Origin of the sequence: Pseudomonas nunensis (genome assembly GCF_024296925.1) — a bacterium.
In the GTDB taxonomy this organism is placed as follows: domain Bacteria; phylum Pseudomonadota; class Gammaproteobacteria; order Pseudomonadales; family Pseudomonadaceae; genus Aquipseudomonas; species Aquipseudomonas nunensis.
In genome coordinates this window covers 6,558,930-6,576,158 of sequence record NZ_CP101125.1, presented here as the reverse complement: position 1 = coordinate 6,576,158, position 17,229 = coordinate 6,558,930, and the positions used below count along the sequence as shown (strand labels likewise).

At 59.9% G+C, this 17,229-nt stretch carries 15 protein-coding genes and 1 pseudogene; 5 read left to right on the top strand and 11 right to left on the bottom strand.

Annotated features, from left to right (window positions below; all coding sequences use genetic code 11):
- Positions 1-212 precede the first annotated feature (212 nt).
- A complete protein-coding gene (locus NK667_RS28980) occupies positions 213-851 on the top strand; it encodes a TetR/AcrR family transcriptional regulator (protein WP_054616984.1) in 639 nt (212 codons plus the stop codon).
- A 204-nt stretch (positions 852-1,055) separates the two neighbouring features.
- On the opposite strand, the gene NK667_RS28975 is transcribed toward NK667_RS28980, so the two are convergent.
- The 8 genes and pseudogenes from NK667_RS28975 to NK667_RS28940 form a co-directional block, all read right to left on the bottom strand.
- Entirely contained in the window at positions 1,056-1,271 is a 216-nt protein-coding gene (locus NK667_RS28975) for a TOBE domain-containing protein (RefSeq protein WP_003229256.1), read from the bottom strand.
- A 34-nt stretch (positions 1,272-1,305) separates the two neighbouring features.
- Entirely contained in the window at positions 1,306-2,109 is an 804-nt protein-coding gene (gene ssuB / locus NK667_RS28970) for an aliphatic sulfonates ABC transporter ATP-binding protein (protein WP_054044578.1), read from the bottom strand.
- Positions 2,106-2,888, bottom strand: coding sequence for an aliphatic sulfonate ABC transporter permease SsuC (gene ssuC, locus NK667_RS28965; RefSeq protein WP_054044580.1), 783 nt, complete (start codon positions 2,886-2,888; stop codon positions 2,106-2,108). The genes ssuB and ssuC overlap by 4 nt, the downstream gene beginning before the upstream one ends.
- Positions 2,889-2,900: 12 nt before the next feature.
- Positions 2,901-4,046: pseudogene (ssuD, locus tag NK667_RS28960) on the bottom strand (FMNH2-dependent alkanesulfonate monooxygenase); the annotation flags it as partial.
- 25 nt (positions 4,047-4,071) lie between these two features.
- Positions 4,072-5,037 (bottom strand): sulfonate ABC transporter substrate-binding protein, encoded by a 966-nt coding sequence (locus NK667_RS28955; RefSeq protein WP_054044583.1) that lies wholly within the window; start codon positions 5,035-5,037, stop codon positions 4,072-4,074.
- Between the two features lie 101 nt (positions 5,038-5,138).
- Complete coding sequence (gene ssuE, locus NK667_RS28950) at positions 5,139-5,732, bottom strand: NADPH-dependent FMN reductase (RefSeq protein ID WP_054044585.1); 594 nt, start codon at positions 5,730-5,732, stop codon at positions 5,139-5,141.
- Between the two features lie 319 nt (positions 5,733-6,051).
- Entirely contained in the window at positions 6,052-6,690 is a 639-nt protein-coding gene (locus NK667_RS28945) for a peroxiredoxin (protein WP_054616985.1), read from the bottom strand.
- A 298-nt stretch (positions 6,691-6,988) separates the two neighbouring features.
- A complete protein-coding gene (locus NK667_RS28940; RefSeq protein WP_054616986.1) occupies positions 6,989-8,350 on the bottom strand; it encodes an OprD family porin in 1,362 nt (453 codons plus the stop codon).
- A gap of 366 nt (positions 8,351-8,716) precedes the next feature.
- Here NK667_RS28940 and tauA point away from each other — a divergent pair, with 366 nt between their 5' ends.
- A complete protein-coding gene (gene tauA, locus NK667_RS28935; protein ID WP_054616987.1) occupies positions 8,717-9,703 on the top strand; it encodes a taurine ABC transporter substrate-binding protein in 987 nt (328 codons plus the stop codon).
- Between the two features lie 132 nt (positions 9,704-9,835).
- Here the strand turns inward: tauA and argA are convergent, their stop codons facing one another.
- Both argA and argE read right to left on the bottom strand, forming a co-directional pair.
- The gene (argA, locus tag NK667_RS28930; RefSeq protein WP_054044593.1) at positions 9,836-11,134 is read right to left on the bottom strand and encodes an amino-acid N-acetyltransferase; all 1,299 of its coding nucleotides are present in this window, start codon (positions 11,132-11,134) and stop codon (positions 9,836-9,838) included.
- Positions 11,135-11,403: 269 nt separating this feature from the next.
- Complete coding sequence (argE, locus tag NK667_RS28925; protein WP_054616988.1) at positions 11,404-12,573, bottom strand: acetylornithine deacetylase; 1,170 nt, start codon at positions 12,571-12,573, stop codon at positions 11,404-11,406.
- 156 nt (positions 12,574-12,729) lie between these two features.
- Between argE and NK667_RS28920 the strand changes: the two genes are divergently transcribed.
- Positions 12,730-14,097 carry a CYTH domain-containing protein gene (locus NK667_RS28920; protein ID WP_054044596.1) on the top strand — a complete coding sequence of 456 codons (1,368 nt, stop codon included), beginning with the start codon at positions 12,730-12,732 and terminating at the stop codon, positions 14,095-14,097.
- Between the two features lie 157 nt (positions 14,098-14,254).
- On the opposite strand, the gene NK667_RS28915 is transcribed toward NK667_RS28920, so the two are convergent.
- On the bottom strand, positions 14,255-14,725 hold the full coding sequence (locus NK667_RS28915) for an Lrp/AsnC family transcriptional regulator (RefSeq protein ID WP_054616989.1): 471 nt from the start codon (positions 14,723-14,725) through the stop codon (positions 14,255-14,257).
- 126 nt (positions 14,726-14,851) lie between these two features.
- Here NK667_RS28915 and NK667_RS28910 point away from each other — a divergent pair, with 126 nt between their 5' ends.
- Positions 14,852-15,190, top strand: a complete 339-nt coding sequence (locus NK667_RS28910) for a hypothetical protein (RefSeq protein WP_054616990.1) — start codon at positions 14,852-14,854, stop codon at positions 15,188-15,190.
- Positions 15,191-15,304: 114 nt separating this feature from the next.
- Complete coding sequence (gene tfpB / locus NK667_RS28905; protein WP_054044602.1) at positions 15,305-17,089, top strand: type IV pilus assembly ATPase TfpB; 1,785 nt, start codon at positions 15,305-15,307, stop codon at positions 17,087-17,089.
- The last annotated feature ends 140 nt before the right edge of the window (positions 17,090-17,229 follow it).

Sequence of the window (17,229 nt, the reverse complement as noted above, 5' to 3'; positions counted from 1 at the left end):
AGGAACGCCGCAGGCCTCACAGCTTGCGGCGTTTTTTTATGGCCGCCTGCGGCGGATCGCGAGCAAGCTCGCTCCCACAGTTGATCTTCAGCGAACATAAATTTTGCGTACGCAGAAAATCCCTGTGGGAGCGAGCTTGCTCGCGATGGCGTCCGGGCAGACAACATAGATGCCCGCCTCGTACAATGCCCCCTGCCCCGCAGGAGACTCAAATGACGCGCCCCGCCCCTATTCGCAAACCCCGCGCACGCAGTCAGGCGCGAATCGATTCGATCCTCGATGCCGCCCGCACGCTGCTGGCCGCCGAGGGCGTGGCCAGCCTGTCGATCTACAGCGTCGCCGAGCGCGCGGAAATCCCACCGTCCTCGGTCTACCACTTCTTCGCCAGTGTCCCGGCGTTGCTCGAAGGGCTGACCGCGGATGTCCACGCCGCGTTCCGCGCCTGCCTGCAAGAACCCATCGATCACGACGCGCTCCGCGACTGGCGCGACCTGTCACGACTGGTTGAGCAACGCATGCTCGATATCTATGACGAAGACGCCGCCGCGCGCCAGTTGATCCTCGCGCAACACGGACTGACCGAAGTGACCCAGGCCGACCGTCAACATGACCTCGAGCTGGGCGACCTGATGCACACGTTGTTCGATCATCACTTCGAACTGCCGAGGCTGCCGATGGACGTCGATGTGTTTGCGTTGGCCATGGAATTGGGCGACCGCGTCTATGCGCGCTCGGTGCAGCAGCACGGGCAGATCACGCCGCGCATGGCTGAAGAAGGGATGCGAGTGTTTGATGCGTATCTGGGACTCTATCTGCCGCCGTACTTGCCCAAGCGCGCCCTTTCAGCCTGAGATCTGTGCTGACCTCACTGGCCTCTTCGCGAGCAAGCCCGCTCCCACAGTGGATCTTCGGTGAGCATGGGATTTGTGTTCAGCACAAACTCCCTGTGGGAGCGGGCTTGCTCGCGAAGGCCGCACCGCCGAACTTACTGAATCACACGCATAAAAAAACCCCGAAGGGCTTAAACCCTTCGGGGTTGTTGTTTGCGCGCACGCTTACAACTTGGCGATCGACACCTCGGTGGATTTCACGAAGGCGATCACTTCGCTGCCGACCACCAGTTCCAGCTCTTTCACCGAACGGGTGGTGATCACTGAAGTCACGATGCCGGACGCGGTCTGAACGTCGATTTCCGACAGCACGTCACCCAGCACGATTTCCTTGATCGAGCCTTTGAACTGGTTACGAACGTTGATGGCTTTGATAGTCATGATTTGATTCCTGTCAGTTGAGGTGAGGCGTGAGTTATTGAGCCCAACGCAGTTGCGTAGGCAATGGTGAAACGGGTTCCGGTTCCGGCGGTTGGCCGGGCAGTGACAGCACGCGGTTGAGGACTTCGGTTTCCAGCGCCGCCAGCCGGTGGGAGCCGCGGACCCGAGGGCGCGGCAGTTCCACTTGCAGGTCGAGGCCGACTTCGCCGTCTTCGATCAGGATCACCCGATCGGCAATCGCCACCGCTTCACTGACGTCGTGGGTCACCAGCAACACGGTGAAGCCGTGCTTTTGCCAGAGCCGTTCGATCAGTTGCTGCATTTCAATTCGGGTCAGGGCATCCAGAGCGCCCAGGGGTTCGTCCAGCAGCAGCAAGCGCGGTTGGTGGATCAGCGCGCGGGCCAGGGCCACACGTTGCTTCTGCCCACCGGACAGCGCGGCTGGCCACTCATTGGCGCGATCTGCCAGGCCCACCGACTCCAGCGCTTCCAGGGCTTGTGGCCGCCAGTTGCCCTTGAGCCCGAGGCCGACGTTGTCGATGACCTTTTTCCACGGCAGCAGACGCGCTTCCTGGAACATCAATCGCGTGTCTTCCCGGGCGTCGCTCAGCGGTGCAGAACCGGCGAGCAATTCGCCACCCGTGGGTTTGTCGAGCCCGGCAAGCAAGCGCAGCAAAGTACTTTTTCCGCAGCCACTGCGGCCGACGACGGCTACAAACTGGCCGGCGGGAATGTGCAGGTCGATCTCGCGCAGTACTTGCCGCGTACCGAAAGTCTTTTGCAGCTTGCGCACCGCCAGCGGAATTCCGCGCAGCAGGCGTGGAGGTTGAGCGGTCATGCGGCACCTCCCTTGGCAACTTGATAAGCCGGATGCCAGCGCAGCCATACCCGTTCAAGTCCACGGGCCGCGAGGTCGGCCAGTTTGCCGAGCACCGCGTACAACAGAATCGCCAGCACCACCACGTCAGTCTGCAAGAACTCCCGGGCATTCATCGCCAGGTAGCCGATGCCGGAGCTGGCGGAAATGGTTTCGGCCACGATCAGCGTCAGCCACATAAAGCCAAGGGCGAATCGCACACCGACCAGAATCGAAGGCAGCGCACCCGGCAGGATCACTTGGCGAAACAGGCTGAAACCGGACAAGCCATAACTGCGCGCCATCTCCACCAATGCTGGATCGACGTTGCGGATGCCGTGATAAGTGTTCAGGTAGATCGGGAACAATGTGCCCAGCGCTACCAGGAAAATCTTCGCCGACTCATCGATGCCGAACCACAGGATCACCAGTGGAATCAGCGCCAGGTGCGGCACGTTACGGATCATCTGCACCGAACTGTCGAGCAGGCGTTCGCCCCATTTCGACAGTCCGGTGATGAAACCCAGTACCAGACCGATACCGCCGCCGATGGAGAAACCCAACGCTGCACGCCAGCCACTGATGGCCAGGTGAGTCCAGATTTCACCGCTGCGTACCAAACTGACCCCGGCTTCGATCACCGCAATCGGTGCCGGCAGAATCCGTGTCGACAACCAGCCCGCCGACACCGACAACTGCCACACCGCCAGCAATAACACCGGCAACGCCCAAGGCGCGAGGTTGTGGATAATTCTCTTCATGGCGGCGCCTCGGCTCTGGGACGCGGCTTTGGGAAGGATGTCGTTGGCCACCATCTCGCCGAACGGGCTGACGAAGTTCGCGCCTTGAGGCTGTTCCGGACGCTGCACGTCAATGTGCGGGAACAGCAGTTCGGCAACGCGATACGCCTCTTCCAGGTGTGGATAACCGGAGAAGATAAACGTGTCGATGCCCAGGTCCGCGTATTCCTTCATGCGCGCAGCAACGGTCGGACCGTCGCCCACCAGCGCCGTACCGGCACCGCCACGCACCAGGCCGACACCGGCCCACAGGTTAGGGCTGACTTCCAGATTGTCGCGACTGCCGCCGTGCAGCGCGGCCATGCGTTGCTGGCCGACCGAATCGAAACGCGACAGCGAAGCCTGGGCTCGGGCGATGGTTTCATCGTCCACATGGGAGATCAGTCGATCCGCCGCTGCCCATGCTTCTTCGTTGGTTTCGCGCACGATCACATGCAAGCGAATGCCGAAGCGCACGGTGCGACCGAGCTTCGCGGCTTTGGCCCGCACTTGTGCAATTTTCTCGGCGACGGCGGCCGGTGGTTCGCCCCAGGTCAGGACCATTTCCACCTGTTCGGCGGCCAAGTCTTGAGCGGCCTCCGACGAGCCACCGAAGTACAACGGCGGACGCGGTTGCTGGATCGGCGGATAGAGCAACTTCGCGCCTTTCACGCTGATGTGCTGACCGTCGTAATCCACGGTTTCGCCTTCGAGCACGCGGCGCCAGATACGGGTGAATTCCACCGAGGCTTGATAACGCTCTTCGTGGCTGAGAAACAAACCGTCGCCGGCCAATTCATCCGGATCACCGCCGGTTACCAGGTTGAACAGCGCACGACCGCCGGACAAACGATCCAGGGTCGCCGCCTGCCGCGCCGCGACCGTCGGGGAAATGATCCCGGGGCGCAGGGCAACGAGGAACTTCAGACGCTGGGTTACCGGGATCAGCGACGCGGCCACCAGCCACGAGTCTTCGCAGGAGCGACCGGTGGGGATCAATACCCCGCCGAAACCCAGGCGATCCGCTGCCTGGGCAATCTGTTGCAGGTAACCGTGGTCAACGGCGCGAGCGCCTTCGGCGGTGCCAAGGTAATGGCCGTCGCCGTGGGTAGGCAGGAACCAGAAAATATTGAGGCTCATGGAGTGGTCTCCTTGGGGATTCGAATTACTGCGCTTTGGCAACGGCCGCCGGTGGCGTCCAGATCACGTCTTTGATGCTGAGTGGCTTGGGAATCAGCTTGAGCTGATAGAAGCTGTCGGCGATTTTCTGTTGCGCGGCGACCACTTCAGGCGTGAGGAACAGTGCGCCGTAACCCTGGCGTTTTACCGATGTCAGGGTGATGTCCGCTGGCAAGCCGAGCAGTGGCGAAACCTGCTTGGTCACGTCTTCCGGGTTGGCCTTGGACCATTCGCCGACTGCGCGCACTTCTTCGACGAGGGTCTTGATCACCTCGGGATTTTTCTGCGCGTAAGGCTTGGTCGCGAGGTAGAACTGATGGTTGTCGACGATGCCTTGGCCGTCACGCAGGGTGCGGGCTTGCAGTTGTTGTTCGGCAGCGGCCTGGTACGGGTCCCAGATCACCCAGGCATCCACGCTGCCACGCTCGAACGCGGCGCGGGCATCGGCGGGTGGCAGGAATACGGTCTGGATGTCGGTGTATTTGAGGCCGGCATCTTCAAGCGCACGTACCAGCAGGTAGTGCACGTTGGAGCCTTTGTTCAGGACGACTTTCTTGCCCTTGAGGTCCGCGACGGATTTGATCGTCGAGTCCTTCGGCACCAGGATCGCTTCGCTGTGCGGCGCTGGTGGTTCGTAGGCGACATAAAGCAGATCGGCGCCAGCCGCTTGGGCGAATACCGGTGGTGTTTCGCCGGTGACGCCGAAGTCGATCGAGCCGACGTTCAGGCCTTCGAGCAGCTGCGGGCCGCCGGGGAATTCAGTCCATTGCACGTCCACGCCTTGGGCGGCGAGGCGTTTTTCCAACGTGCCCTTGGCTTTGAGCAGCACCAGGGTGCCGTACTTTTGATAGCCGATGCGCAATGTCTCGGCTTGTGCTTGGGAAATAACGCCGAAGGACACAGCCGCCACAAACAGAGCGACCAGACCACGACGCAAAATGACAGTGCGCATAGCGCTCTCCTATTTGCTGTTGGGTTTTGGCTGCACCTGCTTGGCCGTTAGCGGCTGAGTAAGGTGAGTACTTCAAATTCAGATGTGGTTTGAGTGCTGGCTTATATGCTCCAGCGCGCACTCAACAAACGTTCGTTCAACAGGTGCGGGTCGATCGGCTTGGGCCGTCGCGCCATGGCGCTGAAAAACAGTTCCAGCGATTCATTCAGTCGTTGTTCCAGCTCCGGCGCCAATTGCGCCTGGGCACTGCCTTCGCCGTAAGCGATCTGGCTGTCCACGGCGAAGATCCCGTGGAGCATTTCCTGGGCCTTGAGTGCCGACAGCACCGGCTTGAGCGCGTAATCCACCGCCAGCATGTGGGCGATGCTGCCGCCGGTGGCCATGGGCAATACAACTTTGTGGGCCAGGGCGCGCTCAGGCAGCAAGTCCAGTACGGTTTTCAACGCACCGGAGAACGATGCCTTGTAGACCGGCGTGGCAATCAGCAGGCCATCGGCGTTTTCAATCTGTTGCAACAGGTCGATCACCTTCGGGCTGTCAAAACGTGCGTGCAGCAAGTCTTCGGCCGGGAAGTCCCGTACCTGGTAACTCACCACTTCCACTCCTTGTTCTTGCAACCAGCGTTGAGAACGCTCCAGCAGCACCCCGGAACGAGAGCGTTGGCTGGGGCTGCCACCGAGTGAGACGACCAGCATTCAGGTGATTCCTTGAGCGTTATGGGCGATTCGCAGTGCGCGATCTCGCTTCGATGGAGTGACCTTAACAGGTGATTTATATATCCATAAATCATATTTATTCATTTGGTTATTCTTTTTAGATCTATGCGAATAATCATTTTCCAGGCAAAAAAATAGGCCGTAAGAACGGCCTGAAATCCCCTGCTTTGTGGATGCGTTTCACCGCCCTTGTAGGAGCGAGGCTTGCCCGCGAAGGCGTTGTCATGGCCAACATTGGCGTCAGACGTGATGGCCTCTTCGCGGGCAAGCCTCGCTCCTACAGGGGCGGCATTTCAAATCAACGGTTCGGTTGTGGCGTCAGGCGCAGGTACGGCTTCACCGCGCGATAACCTTTCGGAAAGCGTTTCTTGATTTCGTCTTCGTCCTTGAGCGACGGCACGATCACCACTTCATCACCGTCCTGCCAGTTGGCCGGGGTGGCGACTTTGTAGTTGTCGGTGAGTTGCAGCGAGTCGATCACCCGCAGGATTTCATGAAAGTTGCGACCGGTGCTGGCCGGGTAGGTGATGGTCAGCCGAACCTTCTTGTTCGGGTCGATCACGAACAGCGAGCGCACGGTCAGGGTGTCGTTGGCGTTCGGGTGAATCAGGTCGTACAGATCCGAGACCTTGCGATCAGCATCGGCCAGGATCGGGAAGTTGACGAGGGTGTTCTGGCTCTCGTTGATGTCCTCGATCCACTTGTGGTGCGAGTCCACCGGGTCAACCGACAGGGCGATGGCTTTGACGCCACGGTTGGAAAATTCATCCTTGAGCTTGGCGGTGAAGCCCAGTTCAGTGGTGCACACCGGGGTGAAGTCCGCCGGATGGGAAAACAGCACGCCCCAGCTATCGCCGAGCCATTCGTGGAAACGGATGGTGCCGGCGCTGGAATCCTGTTCGAAATCGGGGGCGATATCGCCAAGTCTGAGGCTCATGGTGCTGCTCCTGGTGAGTGCTTGTTGAGCTCAACTGTGCCTGCATTCCGATTGAATTAAAAAGAATAAATATCGATTTATTTAGATCATAAGTGAATATTAAAGATCTGTTCACTGGACCTGCCGGGCCATCGCGACGAACATCGCCCACAAGGTTCGAGAAGGCCTTGAGTAGCTGCAAAAGAGGGGCAATTTCAGGGCGGGATTACGGGGGTGACTCCGCCTTGAAAACGCAAAAGCCCCGCCCGGCGAGGTGCCGGGCGGGGCTTTATTTACGCAGGCCTACTGGAGCGCGCTATTACAACAGCGGGATCGAGTAGCTGACGATCAGACGGTTTTCGTCCTGGTCGCGCTGGCCTGGGATGTCGTTGCGCCACATGGCGTTTTTCCACATGAAGCCCAGGTTTTTCAGCGGGCCTTCTGGCACAACGTAAGCCAGGGTCAGGTCGCGTTCCCACTCGGAGCGGCCGGAACCGTTCTCGCGGCCGTTGGCGCCCACGGTGTCGATGTTGTCGCCACGCAGGTAAACAACACCAGCGGTTGCGCCTGGCAGGCCAACCTTGGCGAAGTCATACGAGTAGCGTGCTTGCCAGGTTTTCTCGCCGGCACGGCCGAACTTCTGGATCTGCATGTCGGTGATGGTGTAGTTCGACGAACCGTCGCCCTGGTTCAACCAAGGGAAGTCGCTGCTACCGTTGCTGACCTGGTAACCGCCACCGAAGGTGTGACCGGCCACCGAGTACAGGAACAGGCCGCTGTACAGGTTGTTGTCGACTTTACCGCGACCGCTGGCAGTACCGGTGTAGTTACCGGTGCTGTAGTAAGCAGGGGTGTTGCCGTTGGCACCGTCGTCGGAGCTGTTGAAGTAGCGCAGGTCAGACTTCAATACGCCCGGGCCGATAGCCCAGTTGTGAACCAGACCCAGGAAGTGCTGCTTGTAGAAATCTTCCAGGTTGCCGTAGTAGTACTGGGCAGTCAGGTCTTTGGTGATTTTGTAGTCACCACCAGCGTAGAGGAACTTGTTGCTGTCGCGACCGCTGACAGTCGGGCTGTTCGCGCCGCCAATCGACAGTTGCTCGTTGTTGCTGGAGTTACGACCTTTAACCGCTTCGATCTGACCGCCAACCAGTGTCAGGTCTTTGATCTCGCCGGAAGTGATCTGGCCACCCTGCCAGGTTTGTGGCAGCAGACGACCGTCGTTGGTCACGATAACCGGGTTCTTTGGCTGCAGAGTACCCAGCTTCAGTTCGGTCTGGGAGATCTTGGCTTTGGCAGTCAGGCCCAGGCTGGAGAAGTTATCAACCGCTTCGCCGTTGGACTTGCTTGGGAAAACCGTGCCGCCGTACGAAGTAGCAGTGGCGCCGTTGGTGCCGCCGCCCGAATCCAGGCGAATGCCCAGCAGGCCGATGGCATCGATACCGAAGCCGACGGTGCCTTGGGTGTAGCCGGAGATGAAGCGCAGGTCAAAGCCTTGGCCCCATTCTTCGTTTTTGTTTTGAACGCCGGCAGCCGTCTTGGCAGCCGAATCACGGTTGTCCGTGTTGATGTAGAAGTTACGCAGACCCAAGGTAGCCTTGCTGTCTTCGATGAACCCCGCGGCGCCTGCCTGCTGCGCCAAAACCCCTACGGCCACAGCCAGGGCCAAGGTGGACTTATTCATGTTTCGCTCCTCTCTTTTCTAATTCTTGTGTTCCTGGTCCCGGGTCGAATGCCCTGGATCCTAAGATGCGCGATTAGCGCCAGACCGTGACTGACAAGTCAATCGTAACCTTGTGCGTCTACGACCAAGGTCTAACCGCATTGATTTGGTCCCTGCAGGGTAATGAATTCCTCATAAACCCAAAAAGAATTATTTCATTCTTTTTCATACCGCAATGGAATATAGACTTTCACCCAAAACCGCACCGGGATATCAGGTATCGGCTCATAAGCTAATTACTAAATGGTATTTGTTAGCCTTTTTTTAGATCGATTAGCTTTGACGCATCTTACATACGTCAATCCCTATCGAAAAGGCGACGCCATCATGGCCAAACGCGCACTATCCAGTCAAATTGTTACAGTTTGTGTATCGGTTTTATTTTCTTTTGGTGCTCAGGCGGCCAACCTCACGGTGGGCTATCAGACCGGTATTGACCCCAGCAAAGTGCCCCAAGCCGATGGCGTCTACGAGAAAACCATTGGCCAGAAAATCGACTGGCGCCGCTTCAACAGTGGCCCGGAAGTCGTCACTGCCATTGCCTCCGGCGACGTGCAGATTGGCAACCTCGGCTCCAGCCCTCTTGCCGCAGCCGCTTCGCGCAACCTCCCAATCGTGGCTTTCATCGTGTCCGCCCAGATCAACGCCGCCGAAGCCTTGGTCGTGCGCAATGGCAGCGGCATCGATAAACCGGAAGATCTGATCGGCAAGACCATCGCCACACCCTTCGTTTCGACCTCCCATTACAGCCTGCTTGGCGCGCTGAAGCACTGGGGCCTGGATGCCTCGAAAGTCAAAGTGGTGAACCTGCAACCGGCGGAAATCGCTGCCGCCTGGAAGCGCGGCGACATCGACGGCGCGTTTGTCTGGTCGCCGGCCCTGGGTGAAATTCGCAAGACTGGCAAGACCTTGACCGATGCCGCCCAGGTTGGCCAATGGGGTGCGCCGACCTTTGAAGTCTGGGTCGCCCGCAAGGATTACGCCGAGAAGCATCCCGAGGTGGTAGCCAAATTCGCCAAGGTCACCCTGGACTCCTTTGCCGACTACGCCGCCCATAAAGACAGCTGGACCGCCGACTCGGTGCCTGTACAGAAAATCGCCAAACTGACCGGTGCCAACGCCGTCGATGTGCCGGAATTACTGGCCGGCTCGACCTTCCCGGACGCCAAGGCCCAACAGACCACCGCACTGCTCGACGGCGGCACGGCCAAAGCCATCGGCGAGACGGCGAAGTTCTTGAAGGAGCAAGGCAAGGTTGAAACGGTGCTGCCGGATTACTCGCCGTATGTGAGCGCGAAGTTCGTCACCGAATAACACGCAAAACCCATGTGGCGAGGGGGCTTGCCCCCGTTCGGTCGCGAAGCGGCGGCAAAACCAGACGGCTCGGTCCGGCGGACTTTAGGGCCGCTTCGCAGCCCAACGGGGGCAAGCCCCCTCGCCACAGGATTACAGGGTTTTTTCGAAGATCTTCGAATTACGCTGATAGTTGTACAGCGACGCTCGCGCCGACGGCAGGCGCTCGACGCTGCTTGGCTCGAAACCACGCTCGCGGAACCAGTGCGCCGTTCGGGTCGTCAGCACGAACAAGGTCTTCAGCCCCTGGGCACGGGCACGGGTTTCGATGCGCTCGAGCAATTCATCGCCGCGACCGCCATGGCGATATTCCGGGTTAACCGCCAGACAGGCCAACTCCCCCGCATCCGAATCGGCAATCTGATACAGCGCCGCGCAGGCGATGATCATGCCTTCGCGCTCGACCACACTGAACTGCTCGATCTCGCGCTCCAGCACTTCCCGCGAGCGACGCACCAGAATCCCCTGCTCTTCCAGTGGGCTGATCAAATCCAGCAAACCGCCGACGTCTTCAATCGCCGCTTCGCGCACCAATTCGAATTGTTCCTGGGCCACCAGCGTACCGCCACCGTCACGGGTGAACAGTTCGGTCAGCAGCGCGCCGTCTTCGGCATAGCTGACGATGTGGCTGCGCGCCACGCCGCCACGGCAGGCTTCCGCCGCCGCATCCAGCAGTTCGCCCTGATAGTTGCTGCCCAGGCGTTGCAGATGCGCCGGCACTTGTTGCGGGCGCAATTCACGGACCAGTCGACCGTTTTCATCGATCAAGCCCAGGTCGGCGCCGAACAACAGCAATTTATCCGCGCCCAGGTCGATGGCCGCGCGGGTGGCGACGTCTTCGCAGGCGAGGTTGAAAATCTCACCGGTCGGCGAGTAGCCCAGCGGCGACAACAGCACGATGGAGCGCTCGTCCAGCAGGCGATTGATGCCCTTGCGATCGACCCGGCGCACTTCGCCGGTGTGGTGATAGTCGACGCCTTCGAGCACGCCGATCGGCCGTGCCGTCACCAGGTTGCCGCTGGCCACCCGCAGACGCGATCCCTGCATCGGCGAGGAGGCCATGTCCATGGACAACCGCGCTTCGATGGCGATGCGCAGGTGGCCGACCGCGTCGATCACGCACTCCAGGGTCGCAGCATCGGTGATGCGCATGCCGTGGTGGTAATGCGGGATCAGGCCGCGTGCAGCGAGACGGGTTTCAATTTGCGGACGGGAACCGTGAACCAGCACCAGTCGCACACCCAGGCTGTGCAACAGCACCAGGTCGTGGACGATATTGCCGAAGTTCGGATGCTCCACACCGTCGCCGGGCAGCATGACGACGAAGGTGCAGTCGCGGTGGGCATTGATATAAGGAGAAGCGTGACGAAGCCAATTAACGTATTCGGGCATGAACCTGGGCCTGTAATAAATAGCAGCCAAAAAATGGGTGAACCATAAAACGCACAACGGGCTGGTGGTTATCGTCGGAACAGGCTTGGCGACACGCGAGCTCTCCTCATGAATACGGGTTGGGATACCGGCAATTTATACCGCTTGGTCAATCAACACACAAAACCCTGTGGGAGCGGGCTTGCTCGCGAATGCGGTGTAACAGTCGACATCGATGCTAACTGATACACCGCTTTCGCGAGCAAGCCCGCTCCCACATGGGGTTTCGCTTAGCTGACTGGCATCGAGGCTTTGGCCGGTGTCAGGCAGTAATGTTCAATCAATTGACGTAATAGATGCACGGTAGGCTGCAAACGTGACATTTCGAGGTATTCCCCCGGTTGGTGAGCGCAGGCGATATCGCCCGGGCCGAGCACCAGTGTTTCGCAGCCAAGGCGCTGAAGATAAGGCGCTTCCGTGCCGAACGCCACTGCTTCGGCGCGATGACCAGTGAGCTTTTCCGCAACCCGGACCAATTCGGCGTCCTCGGCCTGCTCGAACGGCGGCACTTCAGGGAACAGCGGCGCGTAATCGATCTTCACCTGATGCCGTTCGGCAACCGGTTTGAGCCTCGCCAGAATTTCCGCACGCAGGACTTTAGGGTCCATGCCCGGCAGCGGTCGCAGGTCGAATTCCAGCGAACACTGGCCGCAGATACGGTTGGGGTTGTCGCCGCCATGGATGCAGCCGAAATTCATCGTCGGGGTCGGTACGCCGAACTGCGGATTGCGGAATTCACGCTGCCACAACAGGCGCAAGCCACGCAGTTCGCCAATGGCGTCGTGCATCGCTTCGAGGGCGCTGTGGCCCAGGCGCGGGTCAGAGGAATGGCCGCTCTGCCCGAGGATGTCGATGCGCTCCATCATGATGCCTTTGTGCATGCGGATCGGCTTGAGCCCGGTCGGCTCGCCGATCACCGCCGCCCGGCCCAGCGGACGTCCAGCTTCGGCCAAGGCGCGAGCCCCTGACATCGAGCTCTCTTCGTCGCAAGTGGCGAGGATCAGCAACGGTTGCTTGAACGGTTTGTCGAGCAACGGGATGACCGCTTCGATGGCCAGGGCGAAAAAGCCCTTCATGTCGCAACTGCCGAGACCGACCCAGCGGCCGTCGACTTCTGTCAGCTTCAAGGGATCGGTCTGCCACAAGGCGCCATCGAACGGCACGGTGTCGCTGTGCCCGGCCAGCACCAGGCCGCCAGGGCCGGAACCGAAACTGGCGAGCAAATTGAATTTGCCGGGGCTGACCTGCTGGATATCGCAGGCAAAACCCAGATCGCCAAGCCATGTTGCCAGCAGATCGATCACCGGCCGGTTGGTCTGATCGAGGCTCGGCTGGGTACAGCTGACGGACGGCGCAGCGATCAGCGCAGCGAACTGATCTTTCATGGACGGCAAAGGCATCGCTGACTCCAACTCCCGAATTGAGGTCCATCATAGAACCATCCGGCGACAGGAATAAACCGCCGCGGCACGTAGGAACGTTCACTCCTGTACACTGCACGACCTTGGCAGCCACACATTCCCCCGGCTGCGCTCCCGATCCTGGATTTTCCGGCCATGCAGAAAGAAACCGAAATCAAACTCCGCGTCAGCCGCGAAACCCTCGCCGCTCTGCGTGAGCACCCGCTCCTGAAAAAACGCAACAAAAGTGGCTGGGAACGCCGTGAGTTGATGAACCAGTACTTCGACACGCCTGAGCGCGACCTGGCCCGCGCCAAGGTTGCCCTGCGCCTGCGCCGCGATGGCGAAGAAGTTATTCAAACGCTCAAGACCCGTGGCCAGAGCGTTGCAGGTCTGTCCGAGCGTAACGAATACGACTGGAACCTGCCCAAAGCCAAGCTCGACGTGAAGAAACTCGACGGCGAATGTTGGCCTGAAGAGCTGGCGGAGCTGGACAAGAAAACCCTGAAAGCCATCTTCACCACCGATTTCGTGCGCGAACGCGCGGAAATCGCCTGGGGCCGTGGCAAGACCAAGGTGGTTATCGAAGCCGCGCTGGACTTCGGCCACGTCGTGGTCGGCAAGCAGAAAGAAGAAATCTGCGAGCTGGAACTGGAACTGCGCGAAGGCGAACCCGCCGCGCTGCTGGAACTGGCCGCCGAACTGGCCGCGACCCTGCCCCTGATGCCATGTGACATCAGCAAGGCCGAGCGCGGTTACCGTTTGTACGACGCCAACAGCTACTCGCTGAGCCTGCCGGCGCCGCAGATCACCGCTGAAATGCCGCTGGACGACGCTTTCGCTGCGCTGAGCTGGCACTTGCTGGGCAGCAGCCAGCGTCTGGCTGAACAGTATCGCTTCAATGGTCACTGGCGTTTGCTGCAGGACTGGGTCGAAAACCTCGGTGAACTGCGCGCGTTGCTGAGCAGCCTCGGCCAAGCCGCACCGCGTCAGTCGACTCACGACCTGCGCCTTGCGCTGGACGCTTTGCTGGAAGACTGGCGTCCGCTGGTTCAAGCCGGTCTGGACGATGAAGACGTGCGCAAAGCCGCGCCGGAGCAGTTCCTCGAAGAACTGGAAGACCCGCGTTGGGGCTTGTTCTCGCTGAACACTTCGCGCTGGTTGCTGGCGCGCACCTGGGCTGCCGATCGCAACGTGCGTGGCAATCGCCAAGGCGCTGCACAATTGGCCAACTGGTTGCCGCGCCTGCTGGGCGAAGAAGCCACGTCCCTGCAATTGCAGCGTTATCAGCAACAGCCGGAAGACCTGGCCGAGCAACTGCCGCGCATCGAACGCATCCAGGCATGGATGCACCACGCCCGTGGCGTGCTGGACATCCCGGAAATGGATCGCCTGTACGGTGAACTGAACAAACTGGCGCAACTGGCCAACGAGCCGATCACCGACGAAGCCCTGGATGCGCGTAAGCAGCAGGCGATCGCCGTGTATCAGAATCGTGCCTGGAAAATGTTGTTGCGCATGTAACACCCTGTGGCGAGGGGGCTTGCCCCCGTTCGGCTGCGAAGCAGTCGTAAATCAGCCAACGCGTTATATCTGACTCAACGCGTTGGCTGGTTTTGGGAGTCCTTCGGACTCCAACGGGGGCAAGCCCCCTCGCCACAAAAGCCCTCTGTCACAATGATCAGCGCATCACCGGCAAACTCGTCGTGGACTTGATCTCCGACAACGCCACAATCGAATTCACCTCCTGAATCCCCGGCACCATCGACAGCTTCTCGAAGAAGAAGCGCTCATACGCCTCGATGTCCGCCGTCACAATCCGCAGCAAAAAATCCACCGACCCCATCAGCACATAACACTCCAGTACTTCGGGAAAGCCGCGAATCGCCTCGGTGAACTCAGTGAAGTTCGAACGGCCGTGGGCGTTGAGTTTGATCTCGGCAAAAATCTGCGTGTTCAAGCCGATCTTCTTGCGATCGAGCAACGTCACCTGCCCGCGAATGATCCCTTCCTCCTTCATGCGCTGGATCCGCCGCCAGCACGGCGACTGCGACAGCCCGACCTGTTCGGCGATCTGCGCACTGGAAAGCGAAGCGTCCTCTTGCAGCAACGCGAGAATCTTGCGGTCGTAGCCATCCAGCTCGGCTTGCATAGAAAAACCCTTGAATGATCACTTATTGAATCAAACGATTCGATAAATCGCCAATACGCCCGATCATAGCCAAGAAATGCCCCGCACCGAATGTAAAAATTCCTCCAGTGATTTTGGAGATCGAGCATGCCGCATTTAGAAGCCGTGAATACCCCAGCGACCCGCGCCGATGTGTGGAACGTCAGCAACGCCCATTGCCGCGTGCAATACCAACTGCTGGCCGAGGCCGAACCGGATGTGCTGTGCCGCGCACTCAACCTGTTCGCCTTGCAGTTCCTGACCCCGGAGCAGGTCAACGTGCAGCGTATGGACGATCTGCTGTCGATCGACATCGTGATCGACGGCCTGTGCTGGCACCGCGCCGAAGTGATCGCGGAAAAACTTCGTAACCTGATCAGCGTCTGCTCGGTGAACCTGCAAAGCGCTGATGCGGCGTGGGACGAGCAGGCCCAAGCGGCCGGCTGAAGGAACTGGAAACGGCTTCGTCGGGTAGTGGCCCAACGGTCAGCGGCTCCGCGACTATCCTTTGCACACTGCGGTCTAGATCGCTGTTTGCAGGATTGTTCAAAAGGAACCCGCATGTCCGTTCAACTTGCCACACAGGACCGCTGGCTGGATCTCAATGATTTGCTGCGAGAGCTGGTCGCCCAAGGCTTTATTAACCAGGATTCGGCCGAACTCGCGCTCAATGCCCGACGCCGGCATGCCGCCAATGGCCAGTTGCACCCGTTGGAGTTTATTGCCAGCCAACACCTCGACGACCTCAGCCGTCCCGGTAAACACCTGGACCTGGAAAGCCTGACCCTGTGGTTGTCGCAACAGGCCGGTCAGCCTTACTTGCGTATCGACCCGCTGAAAATCAACGTCGCGGCCATCACGCCGTTGATGTCCTACGCCTTCGCCCAGCGCCACAAGATTCTCGCCGTCTCCATCGACCGCGACGCCGTGACCGTGGCCAGCGCCCAGCCCTACGTCACGGGTTGGGAAGCTGATCTGACCCACGTATTGAAGCTGCCGATCAAGCGCGTTGTGGCCAACCCGGCGGACATCCAGCGCTTCAGCGTGGAGTTTTTTCGCCTGGCCAAATCGGTCACCGGCGCGACCAATGCCGATCAACAGACCAGCACCCTGGGCAACTTCGAACAACTGCTCAACCTCGGCGCCAGCGACCAGGAGCCGGACGCCAACGACGCGCATATCGTCAACATCGTCGACTGGCTGTTCCAGTACGCGTTCCAGCAGCGGGCCAGTGATATCCACATCGAACCGCGCCGCGAGCAAGGCACCGTGCGGTTTCGCATCGACGGCGTGCTGCACAACGTCTATCAATTCCCGCCCCAGGTGACCATGGCCATCGTCAGTCGCCTGAAAAGCCTGGGCCGGATGAACGTCGCGGAAAAACGCAAACCCCAGGACGGCCGGGTCAAGACCAAGACCCCGGATGGCGGCGAAGTCGAACTGCGGCTGTCGACCCTGCCTACCGCGTTTGGCGAAAAAATGGTCATGCGGATCTTCGACCCGGAAGTGCTGCTCAAGGATTTCGATCAACTGGGTTTCTCCGCCGATGACCTGCGCCGCTGGCAGGACATGACCCGCCAGCCCAACGGCATCATTCTGGTGACAGGACCGACCGGTTCGGGCAAGACCACCACGCTCTATACCACCCTGAAAAAACTGGCGACGCCGGAGGTCAACCTCTGCACCATCGAGGACCCGATCGAAATGGTCGAGCCGGCCTTCAACCAGATGCAGGTCCAGCACAACATCGACCTGACCTTCGCCGCCGGGGTGCGCGCGTTGATGCGGCAAGACCCGGACATCATCATGATCGGAGAGATCCGCGACCTCGAAACCGCCGAAATGGCGATCCAGGCCGCACTCACCGGTCACTTGGTGCTTTCGACCCTGCACACCAACGACGCACCGAGCGCCATCAGCCGTTTGCTGGAACTCGGCGTGCCGCATTATCTGATCAAAGCCACGGTACTTGGGGTCATGGCCCAGCGTCTGGTCCGCACCTTGTGCCCGCACTGCAAGGCGCCGCTTACCCTGGGCGAAGAGGACTGGCAAACCCTGACCCGCCCCTGGCAGGCACCGCTCCCCAACAACGCCCACCGCGCCATCGGCTGCCTGGAATGCCGCGACACCGGCTACCGAGGCCGCGCCGGGGTCTACGAAATCATGCAACTGACCGACAGCGTCAAGGCGCTGATCACCCCGGATACGGACCTACTGGCGATTCGGCGCCAGGCGTTCAAGGAAGGCATGCGCAGCTTGCGACTGTCCGGCGCGCAGAAAGTAGCGGCGGGTCTGACAACGATTGAGGAGGTGTTGCGGGTGACGCCGCAGAGCGAGCAGAAGTAGCTAATTGGCTCAGATGGCTGACATAAACAAGGCCGGGATTTGCTCCGTTCTCAATTCCCAATCTTCGCCATCACACAAACGTGCTCTTTTGTAGCAGCTGGCGAAGCCTGCGTTCGGCTGCGGAGCAGTCGCGAAATCAG

What these genes read in the sequence shown, in the direction of transcription:
- NK667_RS28945 (WP_054616985.1), bottom strand. Translation starts at nt 6,690, where the DNA reads ATGAGCCTCAGACTTGGCGATATCGCCCCCGATTTCGAACAGGATTCC.
- NK667_RS28955 (WP_054044583.1), bottom strand. Translation starts at nt 5,037, where the DNA reads ATGCGCACTGTCATTTTGCGTCGTGGTCTGGTCGCTCTGTTTGTGGCG.
- ssuE (WP_054044585.1), bottom strand. Translation starts at nt 5,732, where the DNA reads ATGCTGGTCGTCTCACTCGGTGGCAGCCCCAGCCAACGCTCTCGTTCC.
- ssuC (WP_054044580.1), bottom strand. Translation starts at nt 2,888, where the DNA reads ATGAAGAGAATTATCCACAACCTCGCGCCTTGGGCGTTGCCGGTGTTA.
- NK667_RS28910 (WP_054616990.1), top strand. Translation starts at nt 14,852, where the DNA reads ATGCCGCATTTAGAAGCCGTGAATACCCCAGCGACCCGCGCCGATGTG.
- tauA (WP_054616987.1), top strand. Translation starts at nt 8,717, where the DNA reads ATGGCCAAACGCGCACTATCCAGTCAAATTGTTACAGTTTGTGTATCG.
- argA (WP_054044593.1), bottom strand. Translation starts at nt 11,134, where the DNA reads ATGCCCGAATACGTTAATTGGCTTCGTCACGCTTCTCCTTATATCAAT.
- NK667_RS28940 (WP_054616986.1), bottom strand. Translation starts at nt 8,350, where the DNA reads ATGAATAAGTCCACCTTGGCCCTGGCTGTGGCCGTAGGGGTTTTGGCG.
- argE (WP_054616988.1), bottom strand. Translation starts at nt 12,573, where the DNA reads ATGCCTTTGCCGTCCATGAAAGATCAGTTCGCTGCGCTGATCGCTGCG.
- NK667_RS28980 (WP_054616984.1), top strand. Translation starts at nt 213, where the DNA reads ATGACGCGCCCCGCCCCTATTCGCAAACCCCGCGCACGCAGTCAGGCG.
- NK667_RS28920 (WP_054044596.1), top strand. Translation starts at nt 12,730, where the DNA reads ATGCAGAAAGAAACCGAAATCAAACTCCGCGTCAGCCGCGAAACCCTC.
- tfpB (WP_054044602.1), top strand. Translation starts at nt 15,305, where the DNA reads ATGTCCGTTCAACTTGCCACACAGGACCGCTGGCTGGATCTCAATGAT.
- NK667_RS28975 (WP_003229256.1), bottom strand. Translation starts at nt 1,271, where the DNA reads ATGACTATCAAAGCCATCAACGTTCGTAACCAGTTCAAAGGCTCGATC.
- NK667_RS28915 (WP_054616989.1), bottom strand. Translation starts at nt 14,725, where the DNA reads ATGCAAGCCGAGCTGGATGGCTACGACCGCAAGATTCTCGCGTTGCTG.
- ssuB (WP_054044578.1), bottom strand. Translation starts at nt 2,109, where the DNA reads ATGACCGCTCAACCTCCACGCCTGCTGCGCGGAATTCCGCTGGCGGTG.